Source organism: Pseudarthrobacter sp. IC2-21 (assembly GCF_034048115.1).
GTDB classification, from domain to species: Bacteria; Actinomycetota; Actinomycetes; order Actinomycetales; family Micrococcaceae; genus Arthrobacter; species Arthrobacter naphthalenicus.
On the sequence record NZ_CP139145.1, the window covers coordinates 3564237 to 3577958 of the forward strand.

Below are 13722 nucleotides of genomic sequence, written 5' to 3' on the forward strand. Positions count from 1 at the left end.
CCAAAACCTCCCCAGGCGCAGCCTGGCTCAAGAAAGAGACTCCCCCATGAAGGCTGAAGACATCAAGAACCTCAAGATCGCCATCGTCGGCGCCGGCTACGGCGGCGCCGCAGCGGCCAAGGCCCTGAGCCTGCTCGGTGCAGACGTCACGGTCTATGAGCAGGCTCCCCAAATGGGTGAGGTGGGCGCCGGCATCGGCCTGCGCCCCGCCACCATGGCCCGGTTCCGCCAGTGGGGCATCTTCGACGCGATCGCCAACGTGAGTTCGGCCAGCGACTACTTCGAGATCCTCACCGCCACCGGCGAGCCGATCATGAAGGACACCTGGCCGGAGTTCGGCGAGGAGAAAAACACGTACCTCATCCACCGCCGCGACTTCATCGAAGCGCTCCTCAGCGTCCTCCCCGAGGGCATGGTCAAGCTCGGCCACAGGTTGGAGACCATCGAAGACAAGGGCGGCCGCTCCGTCCTGACCTTTGCCAACGGCGAGACGGCCGAGGCGGACCTGGTGGTCGGGGCCGACGGCATCAAGTCCTCGGTGCGCGAGCAGCTCTTCAGCGACAAGGGCCCGGTGTTCTCCGGCGAGCACGCCTACCGGGTGGTGACTTCCGCCGACGACGCCCACGGCATGGTGACGGATGACAACCTGCGCATGTACATCGGCAAGGGCACGAAGGTCTACCTCCTGCCGCTGCGCCACCGCAACCAGATGTCCTTCGACATCACCGCCCTGAACCCGGACGGCACCTGGGCGCCCGCCATCACCAAGGAAGACCTCCTCAAGACGGTGGAAGGCTTCGACGAGCGGATCGTGGCCATCACGCGCGGGCTGGACATGGACACCGTCAACATCCGCGCGGTCTACGACATCGACCCGGTGGACACCTGGCACACCGACTCCGTGGTCCTCATGGGTGACGCGGCGCATTCCATGCTGCACCACCAGGGCCAGGGTGCCAACTCCGCCATTGAGGACGCCGGAGCCCTGGCCGACGCCCTGGCCCAGGCCGGCTCGGTCAAGGAGGCCCTGGCCCTGTTCCAGGCGACCCGCAAACCCGTCACGGACGAACTGCAGCGCATTTCCCGCCAGGGCTGGAGCGAGGAGGAAGTCAACGACGTCTTCCCGGGCCAGAAGCCCACGTCCCAGCAGCCCGCGGCCGCAAACGAACCAGTAGAGGCGAAGGCCTGAACGTTATGACCATCCATCCCGAAATCGCCAAAGTCCTTGCCGCCATCCCGGCTCCCGACGGATCGCCGCTTGATCCCGCGGCCATGCGGGCGGCCGAGGCCGCACACGTAGCCGCGCCGGCGGACCGGCTGCCGCTTCACGCCGTCGAAGACGTCACGGCAGTCACCAAGGCCGGCGAGGTGCCGGTCCGCATTTACACGCCCGCCGAGGGCGCGTATGGGGTCCTGGTGTACTTCCACGGCGGCGCGTTCTTCCTGGGCAGCCTGGACACCCACGACCACGTCGCCCGCGCCCTGGCGAAGGAAACCGGCTACAAAGTCATCTCGGTGGGCTACCGGCTGGCGCCCGAGGCCGCTTTCCCGGCGGGGCTCGAGGACTGCTATGCGGTGGTCCGGTGGGCCGCCGAGCACGGCCAGGCCCTGGGCTGGGACGGCAGGAACCTGGCCATCGCGGGTGACAGCTCGGGCGGGAACTTTGTGGCCGCCGTCGCCGCCAAGGCCCACGATGACGGGTTCGACGGCGTCACGCACCAGATCCTGTTCTACCCGTCCGTGGACCTGGACTTCGCCGAAGACCGGTACCCCTCGCTGCGGGAGAACGCCGTCGGGTATGGCCTCGAAACTGCGGGTCTGAAGCCGTTCAACGCCTTCTACCTCAACAGCGGCGCGGATCCTGCCGATCCCCTGGTCTCCCCGATCAAACGCGGGGATCTCGGCGGACTGCCGCCGGCCCTCATCATTACGGCCGAGCACGATCCGCTGCGGGACGAAGGCGAGCTCTACGCCCGGCGCCTGCGGGAGGCCGGCGTGGACGCCACCGTCAGCCGGTACGCCGGGGCAAACCACGGCTTCGTCCAGAATTTCTCCTGGATCCCGGAGTTCTACCGTCCGTTCCATGAGGCAGCGGGCTTTCTCAACACCAGGGCCGGGCAGTGACGGAATCAGTGGCCGTCCATCCCCTGGTCTCCCCCTGGGGCCGGTTCGGACTCTACAGCTTCTACATCGACGCGCCGGAGCCTGCCATCGTGGACACGGGAATTGCGTCGTCGCCGTCCGAAGGCATGGTGCCGGCGCTGGAGGCGATCGGCCGCCGGATCGAGGACGTCCGCTGGATCTTCCTGACCCACGGCCATATCGACCACATCGGCGGCGCTTACGCGCTGTGGGAGCTCACCGGTCGCCGGGCGCAGGTGGTCATCCACGAGGCCGACGCGCCGATGCTCCGTTCGCGCCGGGCCCATGTGGACGAATATCTGTCCGGGCGGGCGCAGTACCTGAATGACCCGGACGGCGAGGCAAAGCTGACGGCGGCCACCAACGCGGTCATTTCCGGAGAGATGGAGCCCACCCTGCTGGTGCGCGGGGGCGAAACCATCTCCCTCGGCGGGGACGTCTCCGTCTCGGTTCATTCGATTCCGGGCCACACCCCGGGCTCGGTGGCCTATGTGATTGAGGGCCAGAACGACGTGTTCGTCGGTGACGCCGTCCAGGTCCACGGCGCGGCCAACGGTTTCCCCGGGTTTGTGGACCCGGCCGGATACCGTTCGAGCCTTCAGTACCTTGCCGGGGAAATCCGTCCACGGCACCTCTACCTGGGGCATCCGTACCGGACCGCGGACGGCACACCCTACGGTGTGGAGCTCGACGCCGATCAGGCCCGGGAAGCGCTCCAAGGCAGCCTGGAGATTGAGGCCCGCGTCAAGGAAGCGGCCTGCACCTGCCTGGAGGAAGGACTGCAGGATTCGGACTCGCCGTATTCACCGTTCGCCCGCGTGGCCGAAGACCTCGGCTACCAGGGAGACCCCACTTTGGAGCCGTCCCCGTTCTTCACCACGCTGCACGGCTACCGCAGCACGTTCGACCGATTGACCGATGATGAGGAGATAAGCACTCGTGGATGACTTCCAGCTCGTGAATGCCGGCGGCAATCAGATCGCCGTCCGCAAGGACCTCCGGGTCCCCATGCGCGACGGCATCGAACTCGCCGCCGACGCCTACCAGGGCACCGATGACAAGCCGCGTCCCGCGCTGGTGGCGCTGAGCCCCTACGGCAAGGAACTCCAGGCCCTCGCGCTGACCACCCCGCCGCAGCGCCGGCCCAGCCCCATGTGGGACGGCTGCATCGAGGCCGGCGACATCGCCCGGATCGTCAAGGAGGACTACGTCCACGTCATCGGCGATCTGCGCGGCTCCGGCGCGTCCGAAGGCGAGCACATCGGCAACTACAACGCCGGCGGGGTTTCCCTTGGCCAGGACGCGTATGACTTCATCGAGTGGGTCGCCGCGCAGCCCTGGTGCGACGGCAACGTCGGCATGGTGGGCATCTCCTACTTCGGCTCCATGCAGGTCCTCGCGGCGGCCGAACGCTCGCCGCACCTGAAGGCGATCTTCGTCTCCGGCGGCCACTACGACTTCTACGAAACCACGTACCACGGCGGCGTCATGTGGTTCATGCCCCGGGCCGCGCGCGAAGGCCGCGGCGGCGACTCAGGCTGGGCGTTCACGGACAACGTCAAGTCCCGCATGATCGAAAAGTACTCCCCGGATGAACTGAAGAAGCTCGTGGCCGAGCGCCTGCAGGATCCGGACGTCGCAGCATGGCCCAACCTGGTCCACGTCCTGCACTACCCGAAGAACCACGAGGCCTGGTTCGACATCGTGATGAACGAACTCGACGGCGACTGGTACGAGGAGCGCAACCCCATCACCCTGGCCCCGAACATCGACATCCCCGTCTACCTGCAGCTCGACCAGGGCCGCGGCTGGACCCTGGACGGCACCATCGAGCTGTACAACGCGCTCAAGGGGCCCAAGAAACTCGACATCGGCCCCTACCCGCCCATGCAGTCGCGGCCCTTCATCGAGGAGCACGACAAGATGTTCCGCTGGTACGACTACTGGATCAAGGGCATCGAGAACGGGGTGATGGACGAACCGGCCGTGAGTGTCTTTGTGGAGGGCTCCCGTGAGGTGGTCACCGCTGACCAGTGGCCGCCGAAGGACGTGGAATACACGTCCCTGTACCTGCGCCCACGCAGCAAGCTGTCTGCCGACCCGGAGCCGATGGGCGAGGAATATGCTGCACCGGACGGCTTCTACCAGGCGCCGCTGACAGTCACGGACAAGGTGGAGATGCTGTCTTGGAGCACCGATGCCTTTGAGACGGACACGGAGCTGATCGGCACGGGTGCCGCGCACATCTTCGCGGAAATCGACCAGCCGGACACGAACTTCATCATGCGCCTGTGGGACTACGCCCCCAACGGCAAGCGGCAACTGATCACCAGCGGCTACCTGAAGGCTTCACACCGCGAGCTCGACGAGCGCACCACCGAGGGCAACCCGTACCACCCGCACACACGCTCAGTGCCGGTGGAGCCGGGGAAGATCGAGGAATACGTACTGCGGCTCTACCCGTTCGCGAACACCTTCAGGCCGGGCCACCGCCTGGTGGTGGAGCTGTCCAACGACGAACCGCTTGCCGATGAGCACAACGCCCTGCTGCCGCCGGACGCTTTCCACCTTCCGGTGGGGCGGCCCGTCACCCACAAGATCTACCGCGACGCCGCCCACCCCTCCCGGCTGGTCCTGCCGTACACCGCGCGCAAGGGCCTGTAAACAGCGCCCGACGCCGGATCCTGGCTAATCGGCCAGGATCCGGTAGAGAGCGCGGCGGGTTTCGTCGAGCTTCTCGATTGCGGCGGTGCGCTGCTCTTCGGTGGCGGCGCTCCGGAACTGATGGATGACGCCCATCAGCTTCCCCACACTCTGGTGGAACGCCGGCCCGGATCCTTCAGCCTCGGTGTTCCAGGCGTTCTCCAGCTCCTCGGCGTGCTCGGCCACATAGGCCTTCCCGGTATCCGTGAGCGTAAAGTCGGTCCGCCGGCCCTCGCTGAGCGGCGTGATCAGTTCCTCATCCACCAGCTGCTGGAGCGTGGGATAGACGGATCCCGGGCTGGGCCGCCACGCACCCGAGGTTTTCTCGGCGATGGTCTTGATCAGGCCGTAGCCATTGGAGGGGGCTTCAGCCAGAAGTGACAGGATCGCCCAACGGACGTCGCCCCTGGCGGCCCGCCGGAAACCTGGTCCGAACCCGGGGCCAAAGCCTCCGCCGGGCCCGAACCCCGGCCCGAATCCGCCGCGCGGCCCAAATCCCGGGCCAAAGCCTGCGCCGCGGTGCCCGTGCGGCCCGCGCCGGCCTCTTCCGCGCCCGAACTTTCCCCGCCCGAAGGGGGGTTCCAAACACTTGTCATCGTGAATGCCTTTCATGGTGGCATCGTCCCTTCGCTCATGTGATTTTCGTGATCAGTTTTCGCACCGGTGAACCTATCACCGACAGTTAAAGATATATCGGTAAATCGGGGGACGGCAAGGGTCGGCAGGGGTCCCCGGGCCAAGAATTTTCCGCGAAGCCAACAGTTCAGCAGGCATCTGGATGCGGCAGGTTCAGCGGCGTATCCTGATCACACGTCGCAAGCTTGAGGGCTGAAGAATGGCGAAGAAAAGGAAGCACGGGCACCGCCTGGCGGGGACCCTGGGAAGGATCCTCGGTTTCTTTACTGCGAGCGCATTGTGCGGCGTCCTTGCCGCCAGCCTGGTGGCCCCGGCCGTCGCCGCCGCAGGCCTGGGGGTCAGCACCTCCATCGGATTCTTTGACAGCCTCCCCGAGGAACTCACGGTCCAGCCGCCGTCGCAAACCACCAGGGTGCTCACGTCCGATGGTCAGACGATCGCCACGTTCTACGCCGAAAACCGGGTCCGGGTCCCGCTGGCCAACATGTCTCCGTTCATCAGGGACGGCATCGTGGCCATCGAGGACAGCCGCTTTTACGAGCACGCCGGCATTGACCCCCAGGGCATCCTCCGGGCGTTCCTGTCCAATGTGACGTCCGGGGGCAAGCAAGGGGCGTCCACCATCACCCAGCAGTACGTCACCAATGTCATCAACGAAGCGCGGCTGTCCCAGGACAAGGGCAACGAGGTCATCCTCAGCGGCCAGAAGGACATGGGCGACAAACTGCGGGAGATGAAGCTGGCCGTCGCGCTGGAGAAGAAGTTCACCAAGGACCAGATCCTGGAGGGCTACCTGAACATCGTCTTCTTCAACAGCGACGCCTTCGGTGTGGAAGCAGCTTCCCGCTATTTCTTCAGCACCACCGCCAAGGATCTGACGCTTCCGCAGGCGGCCTTGCTCGCCGGGCTGGTCAATAGCCCCACGTTCTACAACCCCGCAGTTAACCCGGAGAACTCGAAGGGCCGCCGCAACCAGGTGCTCGACGAGATGCTCAAACACCGCAAAATCACCCAGGCCCAGCACGATGAAGCTGCGGCCGCCCCCATAGAGCTGAAGATCACGCCGGAGCGGCAGGGGTGCGCCAATGCGGCCATGGCACCCTATTTCTGCGATTACATCTCGCACCTGATCCTCAATAACCCCGCCTACGGGTCGAGCCTGCTCGAGCGGCAGCGGAGGCTCTACCGCGGGGGGCTCACCATCACCACCACCCTGGACAGCAGGCTGCAGGCCGCCGCACAGGCACAGGTGGATGGCACTGCGGGGCCCAACCCGGACCATTGGGGGGCAGCCCTGGTGACGGTTCAACCTGGCACCGGGAAGATCCTGGCCATGGCACAGAACACGGTATTCCTGCCCGCGGACGGAAAGTTCGACACCCAGCTGAATTTCAACGTTGACGCCAAGGACCCTCAAGGCAATGACCTTAACGGCGCCGGCGGCTTCCAGCCAGGGTCAACAATGAAGCCGTTTACCTTTGCTGAATGGCTCAACGAAGGCAAGTCCATGACTGCCGTGGTGGACGCGTCCCGGCGGGTGTATCCGCTGGGTTTCCCGTGGCGGTCCAGCTGCGGAAAAGTTCTGGGGGCCTACAGCACGGCGCAGAACAACCCGCAGCTGGGCGCCGCGGACGACCTGCAGAACGCGGAGGACGGCTTCTACCGCCCCATGCCGGTCAACTATGGGCTGTACAACTCCATTAACACTGCAACGTTCGCCGCGGCCGCCCAGCTGGACTTCTGCGGTATCCAGAAGATGGTGGACGCCGTGGGCCTTCATAGCGGGCTGGACGGTGCCCAGATCAACATGCACCAGTTGGGCAACCTGCTCGGTGCCACCGGCGTGGCGCCGCTCCATCTGGCCAACGCCTTTGCCACCTTCGCCAATGACGGCAAATACTGCGCCCCCGTGGCGCTGGTCGATGTCACAGACGCGGCCGGCGGCAAGCTCCCGGCGCAACCCAGCGAATGCCGCGATGCCGTCAAACCCGACGTGGCACGCGGGGTCAACGCGGTACTGCAGGATGTGCTGACCAAGGGCTCCGGCGTCTGGATCAACCCGAAGGTCCATGACAAGCGGCCCACGGCGGCCAAGACCGGCACCTCCAACAACAATGGCTCCACGTGGGTGGTGGGCTACACCTCGGGCCTGGCCACCGCGTCGTTCTTCGGGGATGCGCTGGAGGGCCAGAAGCGTTCGGGCCAGAACGTGACCATCAACGGAACCTTCTACCCCCGGCTGGACGGCTGGATGATCGCCGGGCCGCAATGGGCCAATTACATGGTGCAGGTAACGCCGCTGTATCCGGCAAACCCGTTCCCGCCGCCGCCGGCATCCATGACCAAACCGTAGCGCCCACTCAGGTAGTGCTGCGCCAGGTAGGACTGCGCTAGGTAGGACTGCGCTAGGTAGAACTGCGCTAGGTGGTACCGCGCCAGAGGCGCCGCCACCAGGACGGCTTAGGCTCCGGTTCGGGCACAGCCGCCGCGGCACGGGATGCCCGGCGCTCGTGCCAGCGGGCCACCTCGGCGTCCACGTCCCGGGTTTTCGTGATGACCGGAGGCCCGCCCTGGAGTTGGCGGCGGGCGTCGATCACCCGGGCGTTGAAGTCAGCCACCATGTCGCGGACCTGCTTTTCGGTGAACAGGGCATCGAGCCGGCCGTCCAGCCCGGCGTCCTCAGTGCGCAGAAGGATGGCTTTGGGCCCGAGTCCGCTGAGATTCTCCCGCTGGATCAGCCCCTTAACCCACCAGTCAGGATCGTAAGCCTCCCCCAGCCCCGGAATGGGTTTCCCCGCATACTTGAGGTTGTCGAACTTGCCCTGCGCCATGGCATCCCGGATCAGGTATTCCACCCGGCGGGCATCGTCCACCTTCTTGCGCTTTTCCCGTTCCCGCGCCTCGGCCGCTTCAAGTGCGGCCTCCTCTTCGGCGCTGATGCCGGCGCCGCGGTAGGACCGCAGCTCGGCGGCCCGCTCCAGCCGGCGCCGGAAGGATCCCGTCCCGCCGCTCATAAGACTGCCGCTCCCTCCGCGCCGACCCCCACGGCGCCACTCACCGCCGAACGGGGGCCCGGCATCCACCCCGCCCGCCTGCCCATCAGGATCACAAAGCCAGCATACTTTTCCAGCCGGAGGCGGTGAAGATGCGCCATTGCATTTATGAGTGGCCGGACGCGGTGCCGAAGGGCAACTCCGGGTGTGAGCGTGCGATGCTTCGAAGACCACTGACGAGATGAGGACCCCGATGAACACCCCGGCTGCCGGCCCCGACACCCCCGCCCTCACACTGTTCTGCGCCTTTGCGCTGAAACAGGCAGTGGAGCAAACCATCCTTCCCGCATACATCGCAGCGGGCGGCCACCCGGTGGAGGCAGTCTATGAACCCACGTTCAGGCTGCTGACCAGGATCGAGGCCGGCGCCCGCCCGGATGTGATGGCAAAATCACCGGCACCCTCGCGGACCTGGCTGCAGCGCACATCGTGACCGGGCTCCGCCCCCTCGCCCGGACAGGGGTGGGCGTGGCCGTTCCGCCGGACGCGCCGGTTCCGGACATCAGCACCGTGGATGCCTTTGTCAGCGCCGTGACCAGCGCCCGCTCGGTGGCCTATTCCCGCAGCGGCCCGAGCGGCATCTACTTCGCCGGACTGCTGGAAGGGCTGGGGATTGCCGGAGAGGTGAAGGCCAGGGCCACCGTGGTTGACTCCGGGCCCACCGCAGCGGCGCTCCTGGACGGCCGCGCGGACCTTGCCATCCATCAACTCAGCGAGCTGATCCTGGTTCCCGAGGCCACTGTTGTCGGCCCGCTTCCGGAGGACATCCAGGAGTACACCGACTTCTCCACAGCGCTGGGGGGCGTATCCCTGGCGGCGGGAGGCCAGGAGTTGCGTGCGTTCCTGCACGGCCCCGAGGCGCGCTCAGCCTGCGCGGCAAACGGACTGGAAGTATTTTCCGAAAAAGCTTGACGGTTCAACTTTATAGATCTATATTTAGTTGTAGCTTCAAGTAGTAATCCTCAAGCAGAACAGAATCTGATGCAAAACTTCCTCGCCCGCCTTTTCGGAAAGAAGAACACCATGACTGACATCACCATCATTGGCAACGGCAACATGGCCCGCGGCATCGCCAGCCGCGCCATCGCAGCAGGAAAGAAGGTCGAAATCCTCGGCCAGGACGCCGCCAAGGCGCAGGCTCTCGCCAACGAACTCGGCGCAGACGTCAGCTTCGGCACCACGGCCGGCGCCCCGCAGGGCAGCATCGTGGTCCTCGCCGTCCCGTTCGATGCGGCCAAGGCTGTTGTCAGCGCCTACGGCGACCAGCTCGCCGGCAAGACGGTGGTGGACATTACCAACCCCGTGAACTTCGAAACCTTTGATTCCCTCGTGGTGGAGCCGGGTTCCTCGGCTGCCGAGGAGATCGCGGCACTGGCCCCGGCCGGGGTCAACGTCGTCAAGGCGTTCAACACCACCTTCGCCAGCACCCTGGTGGCGGGCGAGTCCGGCGGTAAGCCGCTGGACGTCTTCATCGCCGGTGACAACGCCGAGGCCACCCAGGCCGTCAGCAGCTTCGTCAGCGCCGCGGGCATGCGCCCCCTGGTAGTGGGCCCGCTCAAGCGCTCCCGTGAACTCGAGGGCTTCCAGTTCGTCGTCATGACCGTGCAGGCCAACCCGGCGTTCGCGGACTTCAACTGGGACACCGGGCTCGCCATCACCAAGTAGCCAAACCCAAAAGCAAGGGCACGACGCGCGGGACCTCCCGCCGTCGTGCCCTTCCTTTTTGTTCCGGAAGCTGAGGCGCCGGAACACGAGACGGGCCCGGGGCTTGCCCTCCGGGCGCCCGGCAACCTGGTTAGGGGCTGCTAAAGCTGCGGAAGCACCTGGTCCCGGACCTGCCTTCGGAGGATCTTGCCCAGCATGGAACGTGGCATGTCCTGGATTTCCACAATGCGGCGGGGCACCTTGTACCCGGCCAAGTGCTCCCGGCAGTGGGCGCGCAGGGCTTCCTCATCCAGTGCTGTGCCCGGTTCGAGTTCAACGGCCGCCGCGACCAGTTCGCCGCCGCGTTCCAGCGGTTTGCCGATCACGGCCGCGTCCTTCACGTCCGGATGGAGCCGCAGGACGGATTCCACCTCACTGGGCGAGACGTTGAACCCGCCCGTGATGATCAGCTCCTTCGCACGGTCCACCACGGTGGCAAAACCGTCCGCATCGACCGTGACAATGTCTCCGGTCCGCAGCCAGCCATCGGCAGTCAGCGTTTTGGCCGTTTCCTCCGGGTTGTTCCAATAGCCTTTGAAGACCTGCGGGCCCCTGATCAGCAGCTCACCCTGCTGGCCGGGCGCCACCTCAGTGCCGGGGTCATCGAGCTCCACCACCTTCATCAGGGTGGACGGGAACGGGACGCCGATGGTCCCCGGCCGCCGGCTCGGGTGGAAAGGGTTGCCCAGCGCTACCGGTGAGGATTCGGTCATCCCGTAGCCCTCCACCAGCAGGCCCCCGGACACGGACTCCCAAAGTTCCACCACGTGGTCCGGCAGGTTCATGGCCCCGGAGATGCAGTACTTGCAGCTGCGCAGCGAAACCCCCTTTTCCCTCGCCGCCATCGCGGTCCGTTCGTAGATCGGCGGCACCGCGCAGTAGACGGTGGCCGGCGACTTCTTCATGGCTGCGAGCACCAGGTCAGTGTCGAACTTGGGGAAGAGCACCAGCAGCCCCTGCTTGCGGATGCCGAACGTCAGGTACAGGGTCATGCCGAAGGCGTGGAACATCGGCAGGATGGCGTAAAGGATCTCCTTGCCGTACTCGGCGCCCTGCATCCAGGCCTCCCCCTGGAGGGCGTTGGCGTAGAGGTTGAAGTGGGTGAGCATGGCGCCCTTGGGCCTGCCCGTCGTCCCGGAGGTGTACTGGATGACCGCCAGATCCTCCACCGCGGGCCCCGGGTGGGCGGGGTCAATCCGGCCGTGGTCCAGGAGGTGCTTCCACGGCATGGTACCGGGAGCCGGGGCCGTCAGGGACGCCCTGGTGTCACGCAGCTTCCCCACGGGCAGGCCCAGCGCCAGGCGTTTGATGGCGGGGAACGCCGCCAGGAGGTTGACCGAGACAACATGGTCAATCTCGATGTCGGCCGGAAACTCCCGGATGGCAGCGGCCGCCTTGTCCCATGTAATGACCACCCTCGCCTGGTGGTCCTCAAACTGGTGGCGGAGCTCCCGCGAGGTGTACAGCGGGTTGTGCTCCACCACCACCGCGCCCAGTCGGAGTACGGCATAGAAGGCAACCACATGCTGGGGACAGTTCGGCAGGATCAGGGCCACACGGTCCCCGGCCCGGACGCCCAGCAGCCGGAGGCCTTCGGCGGCACGGTCCACCTGCTCCCCGAGTTCCGCATAGCTGGTGCGCCGGCCGAAGAACTCCAGCGCCGGGCGAGTGCCGGCTTCGGCCACGGAGCGTTCCAGCATGGCCGTCAGGGACTCTGTCGGCAGCTGAATCTCTGCCGGCACGCCGGGCTGGTAGTTCTTCACCCACGGCTGCACATCCACGTCTTCCACGGCTTCAGGCCTGCCCGAAACTGAGCACTCGCCCCGCCGCGGTCCAGCCAGAGGCCAGGAAGCGGTCGGCCTCGTCCGGGTCCACAATGAGGATCAGTGTGCGGGCACCGTGAAGGAAGGCTTCCTCGGCGAGGGTTGCCAGCAGAGCCGGCTCGTACGCGTCCCTGTCCTGCGCGGTCTCGAACCTGAGGTTGCCGATGACCGCGGCCTGCTCCCCGACACTGATGCGGCCGCCGCCCACGGGATGGTCGAACACGGAGATCTCGGCGACGTCGTAGTCCTCCATGGGAGCCGAAGCCACCTGGGCATTTTCCGGAAGGGAGTGGGCCGCGGCGATCTCGGCCGTGGCGGCCGTCAGGAAGAGGTAATCGCCCAGGAGCGGGAGTCCCCCCTCCTGGGCTTGGGTCCGCGCCTCGGAATCATCGGCTTCCGCGGGGACAAAAACAGCGGAACCGTTGGCGGCGGGCCCGGCGCCGCGGACACGGCTCCACAGCACGGCCCATTCGTTGAGATGATCCGGCAATTCAGACATGTGGCGCTCCTCGGCTCGACGGCGGCGGTTCACGTTGATTCTTGCACCACCGGCCCGCCGCCGCTAAAAAGCGCTTTGGCCGCCCCTGCGCCGGGCCCTGCCGGCGGCTAAACCGCGCGGGCAGATGCCGCGAGGATGGCGTCGATCTGGCCTGCGGCCTCCTTGAGGCCTTCCTCCATGCCCATCTTGACCATTTCCTCCATCTGTTCTTCGGATTCGAAGGTGGACAGGATGGTCATCCGGGTGCGGCCGCCGATGTCTTCGAGGTCCACGGCTGCATGGGCGGTTCCCATGGCGTCCACGGGCGCGCCGGACTCGTCAGCGAAGCCGTCATCGAACTCGAGCTTCCGCGGCGCCTCGATGGCGGTGAACCGCCACCACCCGCGGGGCTTCTCGCCTTCAGGGGTGGTCATGTAATAGTCGGCCTTCCCTCCGGGCTGAAAGTCGAACCGGTCAAACGTGGCCGGATAGTTGGGCGGCCCCCACCAGCGCTCAAGCTGCCGGGGGTCTTCCCAGACCTGCCAGACGCGGTCGACGGCGGCGTCGAACTCCGCGACGAGCGTGAGACTGAGTGCCTCGAGATTCTTGGTGGTACCGATAACAGGCATTGCCGTACCTTCCTATCCTTCAGCCAGAATGTCCGCGATCCGCCCGGCGCGCTGCCGCCAGATCGCCTCGTACTCATCAAGCAGCCGGCGGGCCTTCTGCAACCCTTCGTGATTGCCCCGCACGATCTGCTCCCTTCCGCGCTTTTCCTTGGCGACAAGGGATGCGCGCTCCAACACCGCCACGTGCTTCTGGACGGCGGCGAAACTCATGGCATAGAGCGCAGCAAGGCCGGAGACGGAGTACTCCGCGACGGTCACCCGCCGGACGATGTCACGGCGGGTTCCGTCCGCGAGGGCCTGGAACAGGCGGTCAACGTCCGCATCACTGAGCTGATCTACAACCATTTGGTTGTACGATACGCCGGGCGCTCCGGGAGTGTCAACGGGTTCCTCCCCGGACCGTCTCCACGAGAGTGCACTTGGCGCTGGTCCCGGGGCGGAACACTGCCGCGAAGTGCACTCTCGGCGAAGCCCGGCAGGCCAATCTTTTGCAGGCGGTCCTGTCCCACGACCGTGAGTGGATCGACATTTTCCTCTACTGAGCACCTCATAAC

14 protein-coding genes are annotated in these 13722 nt (G+C 66.1%); 8 read left to right on the forward strand and 6 right to left on the reverse strand.

Annotated features, from left to right (window positions below; all coding sequences use genetic code 11):
• Positions 1 to 46: 46 nt before the first annotated feature.
• Genes SBP01_RS16485 through SBP01_RS16500 form a run of 4 tightly spaced genes read left to right on the forward strand, consistent with a single transcriptional unit; the run spans position 47 to position 4806 of the window.
• Positions 47 to 1189, forward strand: coding sequence for an FAD-dependent monooxygenase (locus tag SBP01_RS16485; protein WP_320536535.1), 1143 nt, complete (start codon positions 47 to 49; stop codon positions 1187 to 1189).
• Between the two features lie 5 nt (positions 1190 to 1194).
• The gene (locus SBP01_RS16490) at positions 1195 to 2124 is read left to right on the forward strand and encodes an alpha/beta hydrolase (RefSeq protein ID WP_320536536.1); all 930 of its coding nucleotides are present in this window, start codon (positions 1195 to 1197) and stop codon (positions 2122 to 2124) included.
• A complete protein-coding gene (locus SBP01_RS16495; RefSeq protein ID WP_320536537.1) occupies positions 2121 to 3089 on the forward strand; it encodes an MBL fold metallo-hydrolase in 969 nt (322 codons plus the stop codon). Before SBP01_RS16490 ends, SBP01_RS16495 begins: the two co-directional genes overlap by 4 nt.
• Entirely contained in the window at positions 3082 to 4806 is a 1725-nt protein-coding gene (locus tag SBP01_RS16500) for a CocE/NonD family hydrolase (RefSeq protein ID WP_320536538.1), read from the forward strand. The genes SBP01_RS16495 and SBP01_RS16500 overlap by 8 nt, the downstream gene beginning before the upstream one ends.
• A gap of 24 nt (positions 4807 to 4830) precedes the next feature.
• On the opposite strand, the gene SBP01_RS16505 is transcribed toward SBP01_RS16500, so the two are convergent.
• Positions 4831 to 5457, reverse strand: coding sequence for a PadR family transcriptional regulator (locus tag SBP01_RS16505; RefSeq protein ID WP_320536539.1), 627 nt, complete (start codon positions 5455 to 5457; stop codon positions 4831 to 4833).
• A gap of 223 nt (positions 5458 to 5680) precedes the next feature.
• On the opposite strand from SBP01_RS16505, the gene SBP01_RS16510 reads away from it, so the two are divergent.
• A complete protein-coding gene (locus SBP01_RS16510) occupies positions 5681 to 7834 on the forward strand; it encodes a transglycosylase domain-containing protein (RefSeq protein ID WP_320536540.1) in 2154 nt (717 codons plus the stop codon).
• 67 nt (positions 7835 to 7901) lie between these two features.
• Here the strand turns inward: SBP01_RS16510 and SBP01_RS16515 are convergent, their stop codons facing one another.
• Positions 7902 to 8495, reverse strand: a complete 594-nt coding sequence (locus SBP01_RS16515; protein WP_320536541.1) for a DUF1992 domain-containing protein — start codon at positions 8493 to 8495, stop codon at positions 7902 to 7904.
• 232 nt (positions 8496 to 8727) lie between these two features.
• On the opposite strand from SBP01_RS16515, the gene SBP01_RS16520 reads away from it, so the two are divergent.
• From SBP01_RS16520 to SBP01_RS16530, 3 genes are all read left to right on the forward strand, one after another.
• Positions 8728 to 8967, forward strand: coding sequence for a hypothetical protein (locus tag SBP01_RS16520; RefSeq protein ID WP_320536542.1), 240 nt, complete (start codon positions 8728 to 8730; stop codon positions 8965 to 8967).
• Complete coding sequence (locus tag SBP01_RS16525; RefSeq protein WP_320536543.1) at positions 8964 to 9446, forward strand: substrate-binding domain-containing protein; 483 nt, start codon at positions 8964 to 8966, stop codon at positions 9444 to 9446. The genes SBP01_RS16520 and SBP01_RS16525 overlap by 4 nt, the downstream gene beginning before the upstream one ends.
• A 111-nt stretch (positions 9447 to 9557) precedes the next feature.
• Positions 9558 to 10199, forward strand: a complete 642-nt coding sequence (locus tag SBP01_RS16530) for an NADPH-dependent F420 reductase (protein ID WP_320536544.1) — start codon at positions 9558 to 9560, stop codon at positions 10197 to 10199.
• A gap of 140 nt (positions 10200 to 10339) precedes the next feature.
• On the opposite strand, the gene SBP01_RS16535 is transcribed toward SBP01_RS16530, so the two are convergent.
• From SBP01_RS16535 to SBP01_RS16550, 4 genes are all read right to left on the reverse strand, one after another.
• A complete protein-coding gene (locus tag SBP01_RS16535; RefSeq protein WP_320536545.1) occupies positions 10340 to 12028 on the reverse strand; it encodes a long-chain-fatty-acid--CoA ligase in 1689 nt (562 codons plus the stop codon).
• Between the two features lie 4 nt (positions 12029 to 12032).
• Positions 12033 to 12560 (reverse strand): hypothetical protein, encoded by a 528-nt coding sequence (locus tag SBP01_RS16540; protein WP_320536546.1) that lies wholly within the window; start codon positions 12558 to 12560, stop codon positions 12033 to 12035.
• A gap of 107 nt (positions 12561 to 12667) precedes the next feature.
• Positions 12668 to 13168: an SRPBCC domain-containing protein gene (locus SBP01_RS16545; RefSeq protein WP_320536547.1), complete on the reverse strand. Its 501-nt coding sequence runs from the start codon at positions 13166 to 13168 to the stop codon at positions 12668 to 12670.
• A 12-nt stretch (positions 13169 to 13180) separates the two neighbouring features.
• Positions 13181 to 13513, reverse strand: a complete 333-nt coding sequence (locus tag SBP01_RS16550; protein WP_275215536.1) for an ArsR/SmtB family transcription factor — start codon at positions 13511 to 13513, stop codon at positions 13181 to 13183.
• Positions 13514 to 13722: the final 209 nt, after the last annotated feature.

Excerpts from the sequence above, each read along its gene's own strand:
- SBP01_RS16485 (WP_320536535.1), top strand. The coding sequence starts at position 47 with ATGAAGGCTGAAGACATCAAGAACCTCAAGATCGCCATCGTCGGCGCC.
- SBP01_RS16490 (WP_320536536.1), top strand. The coding sequence starts at position 1,195 with ATGACCATCCATCCCGAAATCGCCAAAGTCCTTGCCGCCATCCCGGCT.
- SBP01_RS16505 (WP_320536539.1), bottom strand. The coding sequence starts at position 5,457 with ATGAAAGGCATTCACGATGACAAGTGTTTGGAACCCCCCTTCGGGCGG.
- SBP01_RS16510 (WP_320536540.1), top strand. The coding sequence starts at position 5,681 with ATGGCGAAGAAAAGGAAGCACGGGCACCGCCTGGCGGGGACCCTGGGA.
- SBP01_RS16515 (WP_320536541.1), bottom strand. The coding sequence starts at position 8,495 with ATGAGCGGCGGGACGGGATCCTTCCGGCGCCGGCTGGAGCGGGCCGCC.
- SBP01_RS16520 (WP_320536542.1), top strand. The coding sequence starts at position 8,728 with ATGAACACCCCGGCTGCCGGCCCCGACACCCCCGCCCTCACACTGTTC.
- SBP01_RS16530 (WP_320536544.1), top strand. The coding sequence starts at position 9,558 with ATGACTGACATCACCATCATTGGCAACGGCAACATGGCCCGCGGCATC.
- SBP01_RS16540 (WP_320536546.1), bottom strand. The coding sequence starts at position 12,560 with ATGTCTGAATTGCCGGATCATCTCAACGAATGGGCCGTGCTGTGGAGC.
- SBP01_RS16545 (WP_320536547.1), bottom strand. The coding sequence starts at position 13,168 with ATGCCTGTTATCGGTACCACCAAGAATCTCGAGGCACTCAGTCTCACG.
- SBP01_RS16550 (WP_275215536.1), bottom strand. The coding sequence starts at position 13,513 with ATGGTTGTAGATCAGCTCAGTGATGCGGACGTTGACCGCCTGTTCCAG.